This is a genomic window from Streptomyces sp. NBC_01003, assembly GCF_045162695.1.
GTDB lineage: Bacteria > Actinomycetota > Actinomycetes > Streptomycetales > Streptomycetaceae > Streptomyces.
Window position 1 is genome coordinate 5,929,145 of sequence record NZ_CP108707.1, and the last position, 17,257, is coordinate 5,946,401.

The 17,257-nt window shown below is 69.1% G+C and carries 15 protein-coding genes and 1 tRNA gene; 4 read left to right on the forward strand and 12 right to left on the reverse strand.

Features of this window, described 5'->3' with window-relative positions; genetic code table 11:
* Nucleotides 1–85 precede the first annotated feature (85 nt).
* A complete protein-coding gene (locus tag OG698_RS27190; RefSeq protein WP_406106023.1) occupies nucleotides 86–1,774 on the forward strand; it encodes a multicopper oxidase family protein in 1,689 nt (562 codons plus the stop codon).
* Between the two features lie 27 nt (nucleotides 1,775–1,801).
* On the opposite strand, the gene OG698_RS27195 is transcribed toward OG698_RS27190, so the two are convergent.
* Together OG698_RS27195 and OG698_RS27200 are read right to left on the reverse strand one after the other, a co-directional pair.
* The gene (locus OG698_RS27195; RefSeq protein WP_406106025.1) at nucleotides 1,802–2,485 is read right to left on the reverse strand and encodes a TetR family transcriptional regulator; all 684 of its coding nucleotides are present in this window, start codon (nucleotides 2,483–2,485) and stop codon (nucleotides 1,802–1,804) included.
* Nucleotides 2,482–3,477: an acyl-CoA desaturase gene (locus OG698_RS27200; RefSeq protein ID WP_406106026.1), complete on the reverse strand. Its 996-nt coding sequence runs from the start codon at nucleotides 3,475–3,477 to the stop codon at nucleotides 2,482–2,484. The genes OG698_RS27195 and OG698_RS27200 overlap by 4 nt, the downstream gene beginning before the upstream one ends.
* A gap of 273 nt (nucleotides 3,478–3,750) precedes the next feature.
* Here OG698_RS27200 and ppc point away from each other — a divergent pair, with 273 nt between their 5' ends.
* On the forward strand, nucleotides 3,751–6,489 hold the full coding sequence (gene ppc / locus OG698_RS27205; RefSeq protein ID WP_406106027.1) for a phosphoenolpyruvate carboxylase: 2,739 nt from the start codon (nucleotides 3,751–3,753) through the stop codon (nucleotides 6,487–6,489).
* Nucleotides 6,490–6,590: 101 nt separating this feature from the next.
* Here ppc and OG698_RS27210 read toward each other — a convergent pair whose 3' ends face one another.
* The 8 genes from OG698_RS27210 to OG698_RS27245 form a co-directional block, all read right to left on the reverse strand.
* A complete protein-coding gene (locus OG698_RS27210) occupies nucleotides 6,591–7,295 on the reverse strand; it encodes an LPXTG cell wall anchor domain-containing protein (RefSeq protein WP_406106029.1) in 705 nt (234 codons plus the stop codon).
* Nucleotides 7,296–7,499: 204 nt separating this feature from the next.
* The gene (locus tag OG698_RS27215) at nucleotides 7,500–7,955 is read right to left on the reverse strand and encodes a hypothetical protein (RefSeq protein ID WP_406106031.1); all 456 of its coding nucleotides are present in this window, start codon (nucleotides 7,953–7,955) and stop codon (nucleotides 7,500–7,502) included.
* A gap of 106 nt (nucleotides 7,956–8,061) precedes the next feature.
* Nucleotides 8,062–8,658 (reverse strand): aminoacyl-tRNA hydrolase, encoded by a 597-nt coding sequence (gene pth, locus OG698_RS27220; protein WP_227295189.1) that lies wholly within the window; start codon nucleotides 8,656–8,658, stop codon nucleotides 8,062–8,064.
* A gap of 100 nt (nucleotides 8,659–8,758) precedes the next feature.
* Nucleotides 8,759–9,346 (reverse strand): 50S ribosomal protein L25/general stress protein Ctc, encoded by a 588-nt coding sequence (locus tag OG698_RS27225; RefSeq protein WP_406106032.1) that lies wholly within the window; start codon nucleotides 9,344–9,346, stop codon nucleotides 8,759–8,761.
* Nucleotides 9,347–9,572: 226 nt separating this feature from the next.
* A complete protein-coding gene (locus OG698_RS27230) occupies nucleotides 9,573–10,550 on the reverse strand; it encodes a ribose-phosphate diphosphokinase (protein ID WP_100596162.1) in 978 nt (325 codons plus the stop codon).
* Between the two features lie 119 nt (nucleotides 10,551–10,669).
* On the reverse strand, nucleotides 10,670–12,154 hold the full coding sequence (gene glmU / locus OG698_RS27235) for a bifunctional UDP-N-acetylglucosamine diphosphorylase/glucosamine-1-phosphate N-acetyltransferase GlmU (protein ID WP_406106033.1): 1,485 nt from the start codon (nucleotides 12,152–12,154) through the stop codon (nucleotides 10,670–10,672).
* A gap of 87 nt (nucleotides 12,155–12,241) precedes the next feature.
* Nucleotides 12,242–12,312 (reverse strand) — tRNA-Gln (locus tag OG698_RS27240).
* A gap of 11 nt (nucleotides 12,313–12,323) precedes the next feature.
* Nucleotides 12,324–13,196, reverse strand: a complete 873-nt coding sequence (locus tag OG698_RS27245) for a hypothetical protein (protein WP_406106034.1) — start codon at nucleotides 13,194–13,196, stop codon at nucleotides 12,324–12,326.
* Between the two features lie 167 nt (nucleotides 13,197–13,363).
* Between OG698_RS27245 and OG698_RS27250 the strand changes: the two genes are divergently transcribed.
* Entirely contained in the window at nucleotides 13,364–14,665 is a 1,302-nt protein-coding gene (locus OG698_RS27250; protein ID WP_406106036.1) for a sensor histidine kinase, read from the forward strand.
* 224 nt (nucleotides 14,666–14,889) lie between these two features.
* Here the strand turns inward: OG698_RS27250 and OG698_RS27255 are convergent, their stop codons facing one another.
* Both OG698_RS27255 and OG698_RS27260 read right to left on the reverse strand, forming a co-directional pair.
* The gene (locus OG698_RS27255) at nucleotides 14,890–15,372 is read right to left on the reverse strand and encodes an SUKH-3 domain-containing protein (protein ID WP_399977678.1); all 483 of its coding nucleotides are present in this window, start codon (nucleotides 15,370–15,372) and stop codon (nucleotides 14,890–14,892) included.
* A 62-nt stretch (nucleotides 15,373–15,434) separates the two neighbouring features.
* Nucleotides 15,435–16,007, reverse strand: coding sequence for a YwqJ-related putative deaminase (locus OG698_RS27260; protein ID WP_399977681.1), 573 nt, complete (start codon nucleotides 16,005–16,007; stop codon nucleotides 15,435–15,437).
* 221 nt (nucleotides 16,008–16,228) lie between these two features.
* On the opposite strand from OG698_RS27260, the gene OG698_RS27265 reads away from it, so the two are divergent.
* On the forward strand, nucleotides 16,229–17,254 hold the full coding sequence (locus tag OG698_RS27265; protein WP_399977891.1) for an SMI1/KNR4 family protein: 1,026 nt from the start codon (nucleotides 16,229–16,231) through the stop codon (nucleotides 17,252–17,254).
* Nucleotides 17,255–17,257: the final 3 nt, after the last annotated feature.

The following is a 17,257-nucleotide window of genomic DNA, read 5'->3' on the forward strand; positions in this document are numbered from 1 at the left end:
CTGCGTGAGCCGAGACCCGGTCCGGTGGCGGGACACGCCGCCTCAGTGCGCATACATATCATCACGAAGCATGTGTTATTTGGTTATGAATACACATACGCGACGCAACGTGATCGCTGCCTCGCTCGCGGCCGTCGGTTCGGCAGCCCTGTCAGCCTGTTCCGGTTCCGGGGCCGACTCCGCGGCTCCTCACTCCGGGTTGACTCCTCACCCGGAGTCCGCTCCCCGTCCCGAGCCCGGTTCGCACGCGCGGACCGGGCTCTCAGACCACGGCAGACGCCCCTTCGTCCCCAAGGGGCCCAAGGGATACGTGAACCCGTCCGATCCCGAGGTTCTCGCTGCCGAGCGGGCCCGCGGGTCCGGCCCCCTCCGCAGGTACACGCTCACCGCCGCCGAGACGTCCCTCGACCTCGGCGGGCCGACCGTCAGGTCATGGGCGTACGGCGACTCGCTGCCCGGCAGGGAGGTCCGCATCACCGCGGGCGACGTCCTCGATCTCACGCTCGCCAACCACCTGCCCGTGGCGACGACCCTGCACTCGCACGGCGTCCGTATGCGCTGCGACATGGACGGCGTACCGGGCCTGACCCAGAACTCGATCCAGCCCGGCGCGGACTTCCACTACCGCTTCGCCGTGACGCACCCGGGCACGTACTGGATGCACTCGCACTCGGGACTGCAACTCGACCGCGGTCTGTACGCCCCGCTGATCGTCGAGGACCCCCGTGAGCCCTTGTCCTACGACAAGGAGTGGGTCGTCGTCCTCGACGACTGGGTCGACGGCGTGGGCGGCTCCACCCCGGACGGCGTGCTCGCACAGCTGCACCACGGCAGCGCGCGAATGGGCATGGACATGGGGGAGGGCGCCGAGGGTGACGGTTCCGGTCGCGACAGGTCCGGCGGCGCGCACACCTCGGGCCGCGGCAGGCCCGCCGGCCCCGACCGCGTCCTACGGCACTCCGGCAGCCGTCTGCTGCACAGTGTGGGCGGCAATGTCGACTACCCGTTCTACCTGGTCAACGGCCGCCTCGCGCAGGCTCCTTCGGTCTTCCGGGCCCGCCCCGGGGACCGCGTCCGGCTGCGCATCATCAACGCCGGGGGCGACACGGCCTTCCGGGTGGCACTGGGTGGCCACACGATGACGGTGACGCACACCGACGGCTACCCGGTCGAACCCATGGAGACGGACGCGTTGCTGCTCGGTATGGCCGAACGCTACGACGTGCTGATCACCGCGCAGGACGGGGTGTTCCCGCTGGTCGCGTTGGCCGAGGGTAAGGGCGCGAAGGCCCTGGCCGTCCTGCGCACCGGCAGCGGGGGCGCCCCCGGGCCCGGCGTACATCCGCAGGAGCTCGACGGCCGGATCGTGCCGGCCACACGCCTCGTGCCCCAGGATTCCGTAGCCCTCAGCGACCGCCGACCGGACCGCGAGATGCGCATCAAGCTGACCGGCGGCATGAGGAGATTCGACTGGGGCTTCGATCACCGGCCCTACTCCATCGAGCAACGCCGCCCTATCCGGAAGGATGAGCGGGTCCGCCTGGCCCTCATCAACACCACCGACATGTGGCACCCCGTGCACCTGCACGGCCATACCTTCGCCCTCAGTGGCATCGACGCATGCGGAGCCCGCAAGGACACCGCCTACGTGCGACCGCACCGCAAACTCGTGGTCGACTTCAACGCCGACAACCCGGGCCTGTGGATGCTCCACTGCCACAACCAGTACCACTCCGAATCCGGGATGATGACCATCCTCGGCTACCAGAAGTGACGGCGAAGTCCCGGACCGCAAGGTGGTCTAAGCCTTGCGCCGCCCGATCAGGTGCGGGTTCGCCTCCATGCCGTCCAGGCCGTGCCACGCCAGATTCACCAGGTGCGCCGCGACCTCGGCCTTCTCCGGCTTACGGGCGTCCAGCCACCACTGGCCCGTGAGCGCGACCATGCCGACCAGCGCCTGCGCGTACAGCGGCGCCAGCTTCGGGTCGAAGCCGCGGTTCTTGAACTCACGGCCCAGGATGTCCTCGACCTGCGTCGCGATGTCGGAGATCAGCGAGGCGAACGAGCCCGTGGACTGCGGGATCGGGGAGTCGCGGACCAGGATGCGGAAGCCGTCCGTGTACTCCTCGATGTAGTCGAGGAGCGCGAAGGCGGCCTGCTCGCACAGTTCGCGCGGGTGCCCGGCCGTCAGGGAGCTGGTCACCATGTCGAGGAGCTGGCGCATCTCACGGTCCACGACGACCGCGTACAGGCCCTCCTTGCCGCCGAAGTGCTCGTACACCACCGGCTTGGAGACCCCGGCCTTCGCCGCGATCTCCTCCACCGACGTGCCCTCGAAGCCCTTCGCGGCGAAGAGGGTGCGACCGATCTCGAGCAGCTGCTGGCGGCGTTCCGCACCGGTCATCCGGGTGCGGCGCGCGCGCCGGGGCTTGTCGTTGCCGGCTGGGCTCGCAGAGTTCGGATCGGTCGCCACGGGCTCCATCATGCCGCGTCAGCGGCCTGCGGCTTGCGGCGGGACTCGATCCGCTCCTTCGACGGCCAGCGCACGTCACGCGCCCAGCCCAGCTGCTCGAACCAGCGGATCAGCCGCGCGGACGAGTCCACCTGGCCGCGCATCACACCGTGCCGCGCCGACGTCGGGTCCGCGTGGTGCAGGTTGTGCCACGACTCGCCGCACGACAGGACGGCCAGCCACCACACGTTGCCGGACTTGTCACGCGACTTGAAGGGCCGCTTACCGACGGCGTGACAGATCGAGTTGATCGACCACGTGACGTGGTGCAGCAGCGCCACCCGCACCAGCGAACCCCAGAAGAAGCCCGTGAACGCGCCCCACCACGACATCGTCGCCAGGCCGCCGATCAGCGCCGGCAGAGCCAGCGAGAGCATCGTCCAGTAAATGAACTGACGCGAGATCGCCCTTATGGCCGGATCATTCACCAGATCGGGTGCGTACTTCTCCTGCGAAGTCTGCTCCTCGTCGAACATCCAGCCGATATGCGCCCACCACAAGCCCTTCATCAGCGCGGGCAGCGTCTCGCCGAACCGCCACGGCGAATGCGGGTCACCCTCCGCGTCGGAGAACTTGTGGTGCTTGCGGTGATCCGCCACCCAGCGCACGAGAGGACCTTCGACCGCCATCGAGCCGGCGACCGCCAGAGCGATCCGCAGCGGCCGCTTCGCCTTGAAGGAACCGTGCGTGAAATACCGGTGGAAGCCGATCGTGATGCCGTGGCAGCCCAGGTAGTAGAAGAACACCAGGAGGCCGAGGTCGAGCCAGCTCACACCCCAGCCCCAGGCCAGCGGCACCGCCGCGACCAGCGCCAGGAACGGAACGGTGATGAAGAGCAGCAACGCGAGCTGCTCCAGCGAACGCTTCTGCTCACCGCCGAGCGTGGCGGAGGGCAGCGGAGCGCCGCTCGAATCGCCCGACGACGCCTCCGGGGCGTCATCGATCAGATCGGGGCTTGGTGTCATGGGGCGTCCCCTGGGGGGTCGAGGGTTGCGAGAGGGCCGAGAGCCGGGGAGTCGTGCTGGGTACTTTTACTACGCGTCCGTAACCTACGGCGTCGTAAGTATGGCAGCGCGCAGGCGAGCGGCAAGAGGCCCGCAAACGGCCCTCACGGACGGACACCTATCCTTGGAAACGGTCGGACAGCGCGGTCCGCTCTGTATCTCCACCCGGGATTCATACCCGGTTCCCCGGGTTTCCCTCCCAGACGTGCTTCAACACTGCAAGGAGCCGCACCTGTGAGCAGTGCCGACGACCAGAGCCGTGAGGCCACATCCAGCGCCGAGCTGCGCGCCGACATCCGCCGACTCGGCGACCTCCTCGGCGAGACGCTCGTACGCCAGGAGGGCCCCGAGCTCCTCGAACTGGTCGAGAAGGTCCGCCGCCTCACCCGGGAGGACGGCGAGGCCGCCGCCCGCCTGCTCGGCGACACGGAACTGGAGACCGCGGCCAAGCTGGTCCGCGCCTTCTCGACGTACTTCCATCTGGCGAACGTGACCGAGCAGGTGCACCGTGGCCGCGAGCTGCGCGCCCGCCGCGCCGCCGAGGGCAGCCTCCTCGCCCGCACCGCCGACCGGCTCAAGGACGCCGACGCGGAGCACCTGCGCGAAACGGTCCAGCACCTGAACGTACGGCCGGTGTTCACCGCCCACCCGACCGAGGCCGCCCGGCGCTCCGTCCTCAACAAGCTGCGCCGCGTCGCCGAGCTCCTCGAGACCCCCGTCATCGAGGCCGACCGCCGCCGCTACGACACCCGCCTCGCCGAGAACATCGACCTGGTGTGGCAGACCGACGAGCTGCGCGTCGTACGCCCCGAGCCCACCGACGAGGCGCGCAACGCGATCTACTACCTCGACGAGCTGCACGCCGGCGCCGTCGGTGACGTCCTAGAGGACCTCACCGCCGAACTGCAGCGCGTCGGCGTCACCCTGCCCGACGCCACCCGCCCCCTCACCTTCGGCACCTGGATCGGCGGCGACCGCGACGGCAACCCGAACGTCACACCCGCCGTCACCTGGGACGTCCTGATCCTCCAGCACGAGCACGGCATCAACGACGCCCTGGAGCTCATCGACGAGCTGCGCGGCTTCCTGTCGAACTCGATCCGCTACACCGGCGCCACCGAGGAACTCCTCACCTCCCTCCAGAACGACCTGGAGCGCCTCCCGGAGATCAGCCCCCGCTACAAGCGCCTCAACTCCGAAGAGCCCTACCGGCTCAAGGCCACCTGCATCCGGCAGAAGCTGGAGAACACCAAGGAGCGCCTCGCCAGGGGCACCGCGCACGTGGACGGCCGCGATTACCTCGGCACCGGCGAGCTCCTCCACGACCTCACGCTCATCCAGACGTCCCTGCGCGAGCACCGCGGCGCCCTGTTCGCCGACGGCCGGATGAACCGCACCATCCGCACGCTCGCCGCGTTCGGCCTCCAGCTCGCCACCATGGACGTACGCGAGCACGCCGACGCCCACCACCACGCGCTCGGCCAGCTCTTCGACCGGCTCGGCGAGGAGTCCTGGCGCTACGCCGACATGCCCCGCGAGTACCGCCAGAAGCTCCTCGCCAAGGAGCTCAGGTCCCGCAGGCCGCTCGCCCCCTCGCCCGCCCCCCTCGACGCCGCGGGCGAGAAGACCCTCGGCGTCTTCCACACCGTCAAGCGCGCCCTCGACGTCTTCGGACCCGAGGTCATCGAGTCGTACATCATCTCGATGTGCCAGGGCGCCGACGACGTGTTCGCCGCCGCCGTCCTCGCCCGCGAGGCCGGACTCATCGACCTGCACGGCGGCTGGGCCAAGATCGGCATCGTGCCGCTCCTGGAGACCACCGACGAGCTGCGCGCCGCCGACGTCATCCTCGACGAGATGCTCGCCGACCCGTCCTACCGGCGCCTCGTCGCCCTGCGCGGCGACGTCCAGGAAGTCATGCTCGGCTACTCGGACTCCTCCAAGTTCGGCGGCATCACCACCTCCCAGTGGGAGATCCACCGCGCCCAGCGCCGGCTGCGCGACGTCGCCCACCGCTACGGCGTGCGCCTGCGCCTCTTCCACGGCCGCGGAGGCACCGTCGGCCGCGGCGGCGGCCCCTCGCACGACGCGATCCTCGCCCAGCCGTGGGGCACCCTCGAGGGCGAGATCAAGGTGACCGAGCAGGGCGAGGTCATCTCCGACAAGTACCTCGTGCCGTCCCTGGCCCGCGAGAACCTCGAACTGACCGTCGCCGCCACCCTCCAGGCGTCCGCGCTGCACACCGCGCCCCGCCAGTCCGACGAGGCCCTCGCCCGCTGGGACGCGGCCATGGACGTCGTCTCCGACGCCGCGCACGCCGCGTACCGCAAGCTGGTCGAGGACCCGGACCTGCCGACGTACTTCCTCGCCTCCACCCCGGTGGACCAGCTCGCCGACCTGCACCTGGGCTCGCGGCCCTCCCGCCGCCCCGGCTCGGGCGTCTCGCTCGACGGCCTGCGCGCCATCCCGTGGGTGTTCGGCTGGACCCAGTCGCGGCAGATCGTGCCCGGCTGGTTCGGCGTCGGCTCCGGCCTCAAGGCACTGCGCGAGGCCGGCCTCGGCACCGTGCTCGACGAGATGAGCGAGCACTGGCACTTCTTCCGCAACTTCCTGTCGAACGTCGAGATGACCCTCGCCAAGACGGACCTGCGGATCGCGCGGCACTACGTCGACACGCTCGTCCCCGACGAGCTGAAGCACGTCTTCGCCGACATCGAGGCCGAGCACGAGCTGACCGTCCGAGAGGTACTGCGCATCACCGGCGGCCAGGAACTCCTGGACACACAGCCGGTGCTCCAGCAGACCTTCTCGATCCGTGACGCCTACCTGGACCCGATCTCGTACCTCCAGGTGGCCCTGCTCAAGCGCCAGCGCGACGACGCGGCCGCCGGCAACGAGCCGGACCCGCTGCTCGGACGGGCACTCCTGCTCACCGTCAACGGCGTCGCGGCGGGCCTGCGCAACACCGGCTGATCCGGTCCCGCACGACGACGAAAGCCTGAAGGGCGCCTCCCGACGGGAGGCGCCCTTCAGGGCTTTCATCCGCTACGGACAACCGGCGCGAGGCGGGCCGCTCAGCTCTGCCGGCCGGCCGCCCTGCGACGCCGCACGAGCAGCGCGCCACCGGCCGCCACCAGCAATGCGGCGACCGTGGCCAGCAGGCCGACGGGCGCGCTGCTGCCGGTCTCCGCCAGATCGCCGCCCGTCTGAGAGGACGGCTTCGAGGACGCCTGCGACGACGGGGCCGTCGACGCGGGCTCGACCGCACCCGGCGACGCGGAGCCCGACGCGGACGCGCTGGGCTGCGCCGTCGTGCTCTCGGCCGGGGACGCGGACGGCTTGCCGCCCGGGTTCTCGTTGCCGTTGTCCGAGGAGCAGTCCGTCCAGAACACCTTGTGCTTGGCCGAGCCGTGCTCGCCGTCGAAGTTCCAGAACAGCTTGTAGTGCCCGTCGGGCAGCGACAGATCGTCGGTGCGGCCGTGTCCGTCCGAACCGAGCGTCAGCGAACCGGACTTGACCGTCTCGCCCTTCGCGTCGGCGGTCGGCGCCCAGGCCTCGATGTGCCAGTCGACCGCCTGGCCGTCGTCGAAACCGAAGGCGTCGAGGTAGAAGGTGCAGACGTGGGGCTCGTTCTTGCGGAGTTCGTCCCCGGTCGTGGCATCGTGGATCTTCACGGTGCCGTTGTCGCCGTGGGCGCCGGTGGCGTATGCGGAAGGGGTGAGCAGCAGCGCGGCGGAAGCCGCCACTGCGATCGCGCCTGCGGATGTGAGGGTGCGCATGGGCCGTCCATCTTCGGATGAGATGCGAGTGACAGGAAAGCCTGTGGGGGGCCTGAGAGATAGGCGCTCAGATTCCTGTGGCCGTGACACCCCGTCAAGCCAAAGTTCGCCCCGTGTGTGCTGTCTGTAGCGCCATGCCGGAAAAGTCACGCATAACGATCGGAGAAACCCGGGCCCTCGCGGGCGGTACGAGCCTTCACGCCGTCAGAACGAGAGCGCCACGAACGACGCCGTCAGGAGCACCCCGCCGACGCACGCCGAGATCCACGCCAGCCTCTTGCGACGCAGCCCGCCCGCGATCACCACCGCGGCCAGCAGCAACGCACCGCCCAGCGGGACCCACGCGTGGAAGAACCCCGCAGCCCCCGTGCGCACCACCTCGCCCGTGCCAGGCTTCACCACCACGGGGATACGCGCGCCCTTCTTCTCCGTGATCGACCGGTCGATGACGACACGGGCGCGGGGCTGCGAACCCGGCGACAGAGGGGCGTAAGGGCCGGTGCACGTGTCGTCGGTGCACCGCGTCACCGTCATCGTGCCGCGCTCACGGCCCTTGCTGAGCATCACGTGCTGCGCCGACGCCCAGGACGCCCGGACGCCCGCGATCAGGATCAACAGGGCCACGATGGCCATCGCGGCCCGCCGGGTGTACGAGAGCATGGCGGCGATCCTTGGCCATGGCCCCGCGAAGAGTCAAGAAAAGCGGGCAGGTCCCGGTCGAGATGCCCGTGACCTGCCGAGATGCCCGGTCAACTCACTCGACAGGTCAGGAGTTGTACGCGCTCTGCGCCCGCTCCAGACCCTCCGTGACCAGACACTCCACCGAGTCCGCCGCCCGGTCCACCAGGTAGTCCAGCTCCTTGCGCTCCGTCGACGAGAAGTCCTTCAGAACGAAGTCCGCCACCTGCATACGCCCCGGCGGACGCCCGATCCCGAACCGCACCCGGTGATAGTCCGCACCCATCGACTTCGTGATCGACTTCAGACCGTTGTGCCCGTTGTCGCCACCGCCCAGCTTCAGCCGCATCGTCCCGTAGTCGATGTCCAGCTCGTCATGGATCGCCACGATGTTGCCGACCGGCACCTTGTAGAAATCCCGCAGACCCGTCACCGGACCACCCGACACATTCATGAACGACATCGGCTTCGCCAGGATCACCCGGCGGTTCTGCGGACCCGGCGCACCGATCCGCCCCTCGAGCACCTGCGCCTGAGCCTTCCCGGCCCGCTTGAACTTGCCGCCGATCCGCTCCGCGAGCAGATCGGCCACCATGAAGCCCACGTTGTGCCGGTTCATCGCGTACTCGGGCCCGGGGTTCCCGAGACCCACGATGAGCCAGGGGGCAGTGGCATCGGTCGTCATCGGGACCGCGTCTCCTCACGTACAACAGACGGACACGAACATGAAAAAACGGGGTGGCGGGCCGCAGTGGCCCGCCACCCCGTCAAGCAGAGCGTACGGCTCAGGCCTCGGCGCCCTCGGCCTCGGCGGTCTCCGCAGCCGGCTCCTCGGCCTGCGCGGCCAGGATCTGGATGACGACCGCGTCGGGGTCCGTGACCAGGGTCGTACCGGCCGGCAGCGTGACGTCCTTGGCGTGGATGGCGTCGCCGCCCTCCAGGCCCGCGATGGACACGGTGACGGAGGTCGGGATGTGCGTGGCCTCGGTCTCGACGGAGAGCGTGTTCAGCACGTTCTCGACGAGGAAGCTGCCCGGAGCCAGGTCGCCCTCGGTCTCGACCGCAACCTCGACCGTGACCTTCTCGCCCTTCTTGACGGTCAGCAGGTCGACGTGGACCAGGTAACCCTTGATCGCGTCACGCTGGACGGCCTTCGGGATCGCCAGCTCGGTCTTGCCGTCGATGTCCAGGGACAGCAGGACGTTCGCGGTACGCAGGGCGAGCAGCAGCTCGTGGCCCGGCAGCGTCACGTGAACCGGCTCGGCGCCGTGACCGTAGATGACACCGGGAACCTTGTTCTCACGGCGGACGGCGCGGGCAGCACCCTTGCCGAACTCGGTACGGATCTCGGCGGCAAGCTTGATCTCAGCCATGTGCACTCCTCGTAGAAGAAGGGGATGGGGGTCCCCCCTGCTCGAGCGAAGTCGAGAGCTTGGGGGCGGTCACCCGGCCACGAACGGGCCTGCTACGAAGAGCGCGTCGATAACGGACCGCCGCACATAACAGTGCGGCCTCCCTCGCCGAGCAACTCCGTGAGTCTACCCGGCGGGAAGGCCGCCCCAAAATCGATCTAGAAGAGCCCCAGAGCCCTCAGAGCGACTACGCCTGCTCCTCGAACAGGCTCGTCACCGAACCGTCCTCGAAGACCTCACGCACCGCACGCGCGATCGTCGGCGCGATCGACAGCACCGTGATCTTGTCCAGCTCCAGCTCACCAGGCGTCGGCAGCGTGTCCGTGAACACGAACTCGCTCACCTTCGAGTTCTTCAGACGATCCGCCGCCGGACCCGAAAGCACACCGTGCGTCGCCGTCACAATGACGTCCTCCGCACCATGCGCGAACAACGCGTCCGCCGCGGCACAGATCGTGCCACCCGTGTCGATCATGTCGTCGACCAGGACACACACGCGCCCCTTCACATCACCGACGACCTCGTGCACGGTGACCTGGTTCGCCACGTCCTTGTCACGACGCTTGTGCACGATCGCCAGCGGCGCGCCGAGACGGTCGCACCAGCGGTCCGCCACACGCACACGGCCGGCGTCCGGAGACACCACCGTGAGCTTGGCGCGGTCGACCTTCGCCCCCACGTAGTCCGCCAGGATCGGCAGCGCGAACAGGTGGTCCACCGGGCCGTCGAAGAAGCCCTGGATCTGGTCCGTGTGCAGATCGACCGTCAGAATGCGGTCCGCACCCGCCGTCTTCATCAGGTCGGCCACCAGACGCGCCGAAATCGGTTCACGTCCACGGTGCTTCTTGTCCTGACGGGCGTAACCGTAGAACGGCACGATCACCGTGATGGAGCGGGCCGACGCACGCTTCAGCGCATCGATCATGATGAGCTGCTCCATGATCCACTTATTGATCGGAGCCGTGTGGCTCTGAATCAGGAAGCAGTCGGCACCGCGAGCGGACTCCTGATAGCGGACATAGATCTCGCCATTGGCGAAGTCGAATGCCTTGGTCGGAACGATCCCGACACCGAGAGCGTGCGCGACCTCCTCGGCAAGCTCGGGGTGGGCGCGGCCGGAGAAGAGCATCAGTTTCTTCTCGCCGGTCGTCTTGATCCCGCTCACAGCACTTGTCTCCTCAGACGCGTTCTTCCGCCGCTGCGCCCGCTCGTCCCATTAGCAGCGAGGCAGCCGAATCGTGTGCACCTATCACGGTACGCCGTGTCGGACGCACCTGTTTCCGGTCAGCCTTCGCTGCCGGCCCCCCGGGACGCCTCCTCAGCCGCCTTCGCAGCCGCACTCCCCGGACGCTTACGGGCCACCCAACCCTCGATATTCCGCTGCTGGCCACGGGCCACGGCCAACGAACCCGCCGGCACATCCTTCGTGATCACCGACCCCGCAGCGGTGTACGCACCGTCCCCGACCGTGACAGGTGCCACAAACATGTTGTCCGAACCCGTCTTGCAATGCGACCCGACCGTCGTGTGGTGCTTGGCCTCGCCGTCGTAGTTCACAAAGACGCTCGCAGCACCGATGTTCGTGTAGTCACCGATCGTCGCGTCACCGACGTAAGAGAGATGCGGGACCTTCGTGCCCTCGCCGATCGTCGAGTTCTTCGTCTCGACGTACGTACCGATCTTGGCCCTGAGACCCAGGCGGGTACCGGGGCGCAGATACGCGAACGGGCCGACCGACGCCCCCTCGCCCACCTCCGCGCCATCCGCCACCGTGTTGTCGACCCGCGCCCCCGCACCCACCCGCGTGTCCGTCAGCCGCGAGTTCGGACCCACCTCGGCACCCTCACCCAGCCACGACGCACCCAGCAGCTGCGTACCCGGATGCACGATCGCGTCCCGCTCGAAGCCCACCGTCACATCGACCCACGTCGACGCCGGATCCACGATCGTCACACCCGCCAGCATCGCCCGCTCCAGGAGCCGGTCGTTCAGCGTGCGACGCGCCTCGGCCAACTGCACACGGTTGTTGATACCCGCGATCTCACGGTGGTCGGCGGCGACCGAGGCACCCACGCGATGGCCCGCCTCCCGCAGGATGCCGAGCACGTCCGTGAGGTACTCCTCGCCCTGACTGTTGTCCGTACGCACCTTGCCCAGCGCATCCGCCAGCAACGCACCGTCGAACGCGAACACACCCGAGTTGATCTCACGAATCGCATGCTGCGACTCACTCGCGTCCTTGTGCTCGACGATCGCCGTCACCTCACCCGACGCCCCGTCCCGCACGATCCGGCCGTAACCGGTCGCATCCGGAACCTCGGCCGTCAGCACCGTCACGGCGTTCCCGTCACCGGTGTGCGTCGCCGACAGATGCTTCAGCGTCTCGCCCGTCAGCAGCGGAGTGTCACCGCACACCACGATCACCGTGCCGTCGACAGCGCCACCGAGCTCCTCGAGCCCCATACGCACGGCATGCCCCGTACCGTTCTGCTGCTCCTGCACGGCGGTACGGGCGTCCGGATCGATCCCGGCGAGGTGCTCACGCACCCGGTCCCGCTCGTGACCCACGACGACGACCAGGTTCTCGGGGCTCAACTCCCGCGCGGCGGCGAGCACATGCCCGACGAGCGAGCGCCCACTGATCTCATGCAGGACTTTGGGTGTGGCCGACTTCATACGGGTGCCCTCACCCGCTGCAAGAACGACGACGGCGGCCGGGCGGGGGCTGTTGGCGCTCACGGGTGTGCCCTTCGGCTTCGGATGCTTCATGGGGGGACATCCGCAGGATACCGGGGCGTTGTGGGGCGGAAATGGGGGCGGGGCCCGACCTGGTGGTCGGGCCCCGCCTCACCTGTGCTCCCGGGGAAGGAATCGAACCCTCATTCAATGGACCAAAACCATTTGTCCTGCCATTAGACGACCCGGGATGGTTCGTCCGCTATGTCCGAATCTGACGATCCGTACCGCGCGCGGACAACACTATGCCGTACCACCAGCCTTCAATGCGACGGTACAGATCGGCCCCCTGGAGAACGCGCACGAGCAAGCAGCCGTGATAGTCCGCGCCCACACGCTTGCGGTTGGTCTTCGGGTTGTGCTTTTTGAGTGAGGTCTTGCCGAACTGCGAGGGGTCGGCGCCGACCAGGGTGGCCCAGAACTTCTCGGCCGTCGCGATGTCGGCGGTCTCGTGGATCTGTACGTGGAACCTCAGTCGCTCCGGGTTGACTCCAAGGAGGCGGAGCCACGCCAGGTAGACCTGGATCATGTCCGGATCGCTGTTGACGAAGTCGACTCTTTCCTGGCGGCGATAGGCCTTCGCCTTCGAGCCCTCGGACCAGTAGAGCCCGACTCCCACCAGGAACAGCTCGCGGTCGGACAGGGTCCCGACCTCGTCGGCCGCCGCCTGCCTGGTCTGCTGGCGTCCTGCTTCCCGGCGCTGGAGGGTGGCTTCCCAGCCGCGCCTCGCGATCGCCGAAGCCTCCTCACGAGTGCGCTTGCGTTCCGGCTTCGGCAGATCCCGTACCCAGAGCGAGATCGAACCCTTCGAGCATCCGAGCTCGACCTGGATCTGGTCGTACGTCCATCCCTGGAGCCGTAGCTCCCGTGCCCGGTCCCGTAGGTCGTCCTTTGCGTTGGGGCGCTTCGTCCATTCCGGCGCGGGCTCACCATCGAGCAATCGGTTCAGGATGTCGTTGTTGTCGATGAAGAGGCGGTCCCGGATCTGGCGGCGGCTTAGCCCCTCCCGCCGCAGCGCGACCGCCCGCTCCCGCAGTCCCTCGAAGTCCGTGTATTTGCCTGTGGTCTGTGTCATAGGCACAGGCTCGTTCGGGATGGGGGCGGGTGGGTCGTATTTGCATATGGACCAACAGTTCGAGGGATACCGGCTGGTTTCGCTTCTGTTCGATTGGTGCCCGTGGCAGAGGGCTGTCGCGGAAACTCACCGGAAAAGGGGCACTCCCCGCCCGTAGGCTGGACGGCATGACCACGACGGGGGAAATGCACCGGACGGCCGGGGGGCCGTGGTGGTGGGAGCGGCGGCGTAGTGCCGTGCTCGATGTTGGGCTGGCCGTCGCGTCGGCGGTGGAGTGCGGGGTGGAGGGGGTCGGGTTCGCGCGGGACGCCGGGGTGCCGGCGGCCGTGGGTGTTGTTTTCGGGGTGCTTGCCGGGGCGATGCTGGTGCTGCGGCGGCGGTGGCCGATCGCGGTGGTGCTGATCGGGGTCGCGGTGACTCCGGCCCGGATGGGTGTGCTGCTGAGCGTGGTGGGTCTGTACACGCTGGCCGCGTCCGAGATGCCGCGGCGGATCATCGGTGCTCTGGCGGGGATGTCGTTCGTCGGGACGCTGATCGTGTCGGTGGTGCGGGCGCAGCAGGACGTGGGGCACGGGAATCTCGTGCGGGTGGGGGACTGGTTCGTTCCGTTCGTCGCCATCACGACGTCGTTGGGGGTGACGGCTCCGCCGTTGCTGCTGGGGCTTTATGTCGGTGCGCGGCGGCGTCTCATGGAGAGTCTGCGGGAGCGGGCGGATTCGCTGGAGCGGGAGCTTCAGTTGCTTGCTGAGCGGGCGGAGGAGCGGGCCGAGTGGGCGCGGGGTGAGGAGCGGACGCGGATCGCTCGGGAGATGCATGACGTGGTGGCGCACCGGGTGAGTCTGATGGTGGTGCATGCGGCGGCGTTGCAGGCGGTGGCCCGTAAGGATCCGGAGAAGGCCGTGAAGAACGCGGCGCTGGTGGGGGATATGGGCCGGCAGGCGTTGACCGAGTTGCGGGAGATGCTCGGGGTGATGCGGTCGGGTGGCGGTGGGCGTGAGCCTGGTGCGGGGGTGCCGTTGGCGGCGGTGGGTGTGGCGGCTGCGGCCGCGGCGTCGCGGGCTGTCGATGAGGAGGACGGGCCGTCTCTGGGTGATCTGGATGAGCTGGTGGGTCAGTCGCGGGCGGCGGGCATGGTGGTGGAGCTGCTGGTCGAGGGTGATTCGCGGTCGTATGTGGCGGCGGTGGAGCAGACGGCGTACCGGGTGGTGCAGGAGGCGCTGACGAACGTGCACAAGCATGCGGCGGGTGCGAAGACGTATGTGCGCCTGGCTCACCGGGTGTCGGAGTTCGCGATGCAGGTGGAGAACGAGCCGCCGGATGTGGATTCGGCGGCGGGTGTGCGGCTGCCGAGTGGGGGGAACGGGCTGGTCGGCATGAAGGAGCGGGTGACGGGCCTGGGTGGCGTGTTCGTGTGCGGGCCGACGGATGCGGGTGGGTATCGGGTGTCTGCGGTGTTGCCTGCGGCTTAGCGCTTGCGGTGGGGCGAGGCTGCCGGTGGTTCGCGCCAGCGTGGGCGTGGCGGGGCCGCGCCGGGATGTGCGTGCTCGCTGTTCTGCGGGGTGTCGTCACCGGGCCGGTCACCCGCGTGTGGTGCCGGCGGCTCCGCGCGCACATCCCGGTACATCCTCTTGTGTCTCGTACGTGCGTGGCGGCCGGTGGGGCCCGGGGGCGTTTGCCGTTGTGCGCCGGTGCTCTAGGCGGTCAGGCGGGTGGGCCGGGTGCCGTTGATGAGGGTTTCCAGGGCGTGGTCGATGTCGGGGCCGAGGTACCAGTCGCCGCTGTGGTCGAGGGCGTAGACGCGGCCTTCGGTGTCGATGGCGAGGAGGGCTTCGGAGCCGGATTCGGCGCCGAGGGGGCAGACCTCGGTGTCGAGGGCGCGGCCGAGGTCGCCGAGGGTGCGGGCCATGTGGAGGCCGTGGAGTGGGTCGAGGTGGGGCTGGGCGGGTGCTATCTGGCGGCCGGGGCCCTGTGGGGTGAGGTGGAGTCCGCCGAATTCGGCCCAGGCCTCGACGGCGGCGGGGAAGACGGTGTGGCGGTGGCCTGCGGGGGATACGTGGGTGCGCAGGGCGTCGGCCCAGAATTCGGCCTGTTTGATGTCCCAGCGGCCGGGCTGCCAGCCGGCGGCGCGCAGTGCGGCGTCGACGGGTGCGGTGAAGCGGGTGCGGTCGGCGGTCATGTGGGGTGGCCTCGTCCTGTTCTGCTGCTGCCTGCGGTGGTGCGTGGGTGTTCTGGTGCCGGTCAGCCGGTGGTGTCCGTGGCCGGGTCCACGACGTGGACGCCGAAGTGGGCGGTGAGCGCGGCGCAGGCGCGGCAGGGGCGGGCGAAGCCGCCGTGCAGGGGGTCGCCGTCCTCGCGGATGCGGCGGGTGGTGAGTTTGGCGTGTTTGAGGGCTTTGCGGGCTTCGCCGTTGGTCATGGGTTTGCGGCGGGCTCGTTTGGAGCGTTCCTCGTCGGCGGCCGTGAGGTGGCGGGAGATGAGGATCGTTTCGGCGCAGCGTCCGGTGAAGCGGTCGCGCTGGGCGCTGGTGAGGGTGTCGAGGAAGTCCTGGACGAGTGGGTGCAGGGCGGGGGCGTGTTCGCCGCGGGCGGCGGTGCTGGTCAGTGTGGTGCCGCGGACGGAGAGGGCGGCGGCGACGGTGGGCAGGATGCCGTCGCGGCGGTGGCGCAGGGCCGGGGCGGGCGCGTCGTCGGCGCTGCTCCAGCCGACGCGTGGGTCGCCGGAGGTGCCGTCGGCGGTGGCCGGGTGCCCGGTGTCGGGCTCCTGGGCCGGTACGACGGCTGTGTCGGATGACGGTGCGGTGCTGCTCTGCATGTGGTGCTTCCCCTCCTGCAATCCCCCGGGTTGCGTGCACAGACTGCCAAATGCGGCCGGTGGTGCGGAAGCTGGGGCGCGGCGACACGCGGGAGCGTGGGCTCATCGTCACGGTGGGGTGACTGCTGGTCATGGAACCGGAGGGCCGGTGACCGGTGTCGTACAACCGCATAGGCTGTCGCTATCCGCGATCCATAACAGTGCCGCAGGGGGCAACCGCCATGACGACAGGTCGGCTCGGGCAGCAAGCCGCGCCGCCGAACGCGGCCTACGCCGGGCAGGTCGTGCACTTCCCGGACCCGGTCCGTGCTGCGCGCCATCCCAGGGGCGTACGGATCGACGGGAACGGCTATCCGGATTTTTCGGCCTACGCGCGTGCCGCGGCGGAGATCGCCGAGCCCCCGGAGGGGTTCGGGGTCGATGAGCTGCGGTTGACGGACTATGTGTCGGCGAACGCGGCGTTGGCCGCGGCCGGGCATGACTTGTGGGACACGATCGTGCCGGTGGCGACGCCGCACGGCTGGACCTGGCATCACGTGCCGGGCAGTCGTCGCATGGAGTTGGTGCCGGTCGAGGTGAAGGCGCTGTTGCGGCATCACGGTGGTCTCGCGACGGCTGCGGTGGATCACGGCAAGCGGGGGACGCGTCCGTTGCAGGAGACGCGGCCGGCGCATTTCGGGCTGCCGAAGTCGTCGGTGGCGGTGACCGAGCAGCAGGTCCTGGGTGTCGAGGAGGACCTGGGGTACCGGTTGCCGGGTGCGTACCGGGCGTTCTTGAAGGCGGCGGGCGGGTGCGCTCCGGTGGGGGCGGCGCTGGACGCCGAGCTGGGGCTTCTGGTGGACCAGCCGTTCTTCACGGTGCGGGACGAGGCCGCGGTCAACGATCTGGTGTACGTGAACAAGTGCCTGCGTGATCACCTGACCAAGGACTATCTGGGTGTCGGGTTCGTGCAGGGCGGCATTCTCGCCGTGAAGGTCAAGGGTGACCGGGCGGGTTCGGTGTGGTTCTGCGCGTATGACGACGCGCGGGACAGCGGGGACACGGCCGGGTGGTCGGTCGCCGAGCGGGTGGAGCGTCTGCTGCTGCCGTGCGGTGACGACTTCGACGCGTTCCTGGCCCGGCTCGCGGGCAATCCGCCGGAGCTGGAGACGGTGGCGAACCTGATGGTGGACGGCGGTTTCGCGAGTGCGGTCGACGCCTCTGGCGCCGCCGTGCCGGCTGCTTCGGCTGTTCCGGACGAGGGGTGAGTG

Bases quoted from the DNA above. Each gene is read 5' to 3' on its own strand.
- OG698_RS27190 (WP_406106023.1), top strand. From the start codon at position 86: ATGAATACACATACGCGACGCAACGTGATCGCTGCCTCGCTCGCGGCC.
- OG698_RS27195 (WP_406106025.1), bottom strand. From the start codon at position 2,485: ATGATGGAGCCCGTGGCGACCGATCCGAACTCTGCGAGCCCAGCCGGC.
- OG698_RS27200 (WP_406106026.1), bottom strand. From the start codon at position 3,477: ATGACACCAAGCCCCGATCTGATCGATGACGCCCCGGAGGCGTCGTCG.
- OG698_RS27210 (WP_406106029.1), bottom strand. From the start codon at position 7,295: ATGCGCACCCTCACATCCGCAGGCGCGATCGCAGTGGCGGCTTCCGCC.
- OG698_RS27215 (WP_406106031.1), bottom strand. From the start codon at position 7,955: ATGCTCTCGTACACCCGGCGGGCCGCGATGGCCATCGTGGCCCTGTTG.
- pth (WP_227295189.1), bottom strand. From the start codon at position 8,658: ATGACGACCGATGCCACTGCCCCCTGGCTCATCGTGGGTCTCGGGAAC.
- OG698_RS27225 (WP_406106032.1), bottom strand. From the start codon at position 9,346: ATGGCTGAGATCAAGCTTGCCGCCGAGATCCGTACCGAGTTCGGCAAG.
- glmU (WP_406106033.1), bottom strand. From the start codon at position 12,154: ATGAAGCATCCGAAGCCGAAGGGCACACCCGTGAGCGCCAACAGCCCC.
- OG698_RS27245 (WP_406106034.1), bottom strand. From the start codon at position 13,196: ATGACACAGACCACAGGCAAATACACGGACTTCGAGGGACTGCGGGAG.
- OG698_RS27250 (WP_406106036.1), top strand. From the start codon at position 13,364: ATGACCACGACGGGGGAAATGCACCGGACGGCCGGGGGGCCGTGGTGG.
- OG698_RS27255 (WP_399977678.1), bottom strand. From the start codon at position 15,372: ATGACCGCCGACCGCACCCGCTTCACCGCACCCGTCGACGCCGCACTG.
- OG698_RS27260 (WP_399977681.1), bottom strand. From the start codon at position 16,007: ATGCAGAGCAGCACCGCACCGTCATCCGACACAGCCGTCGTACCGGCC.
- OG698_RS27265 (WP_399977891.1), top strand. From the start codon at position 16,229: ATGACGACAGGTCGGCTCGGGCAGCAAGCCGCGCCGCCGAACGCGGCC.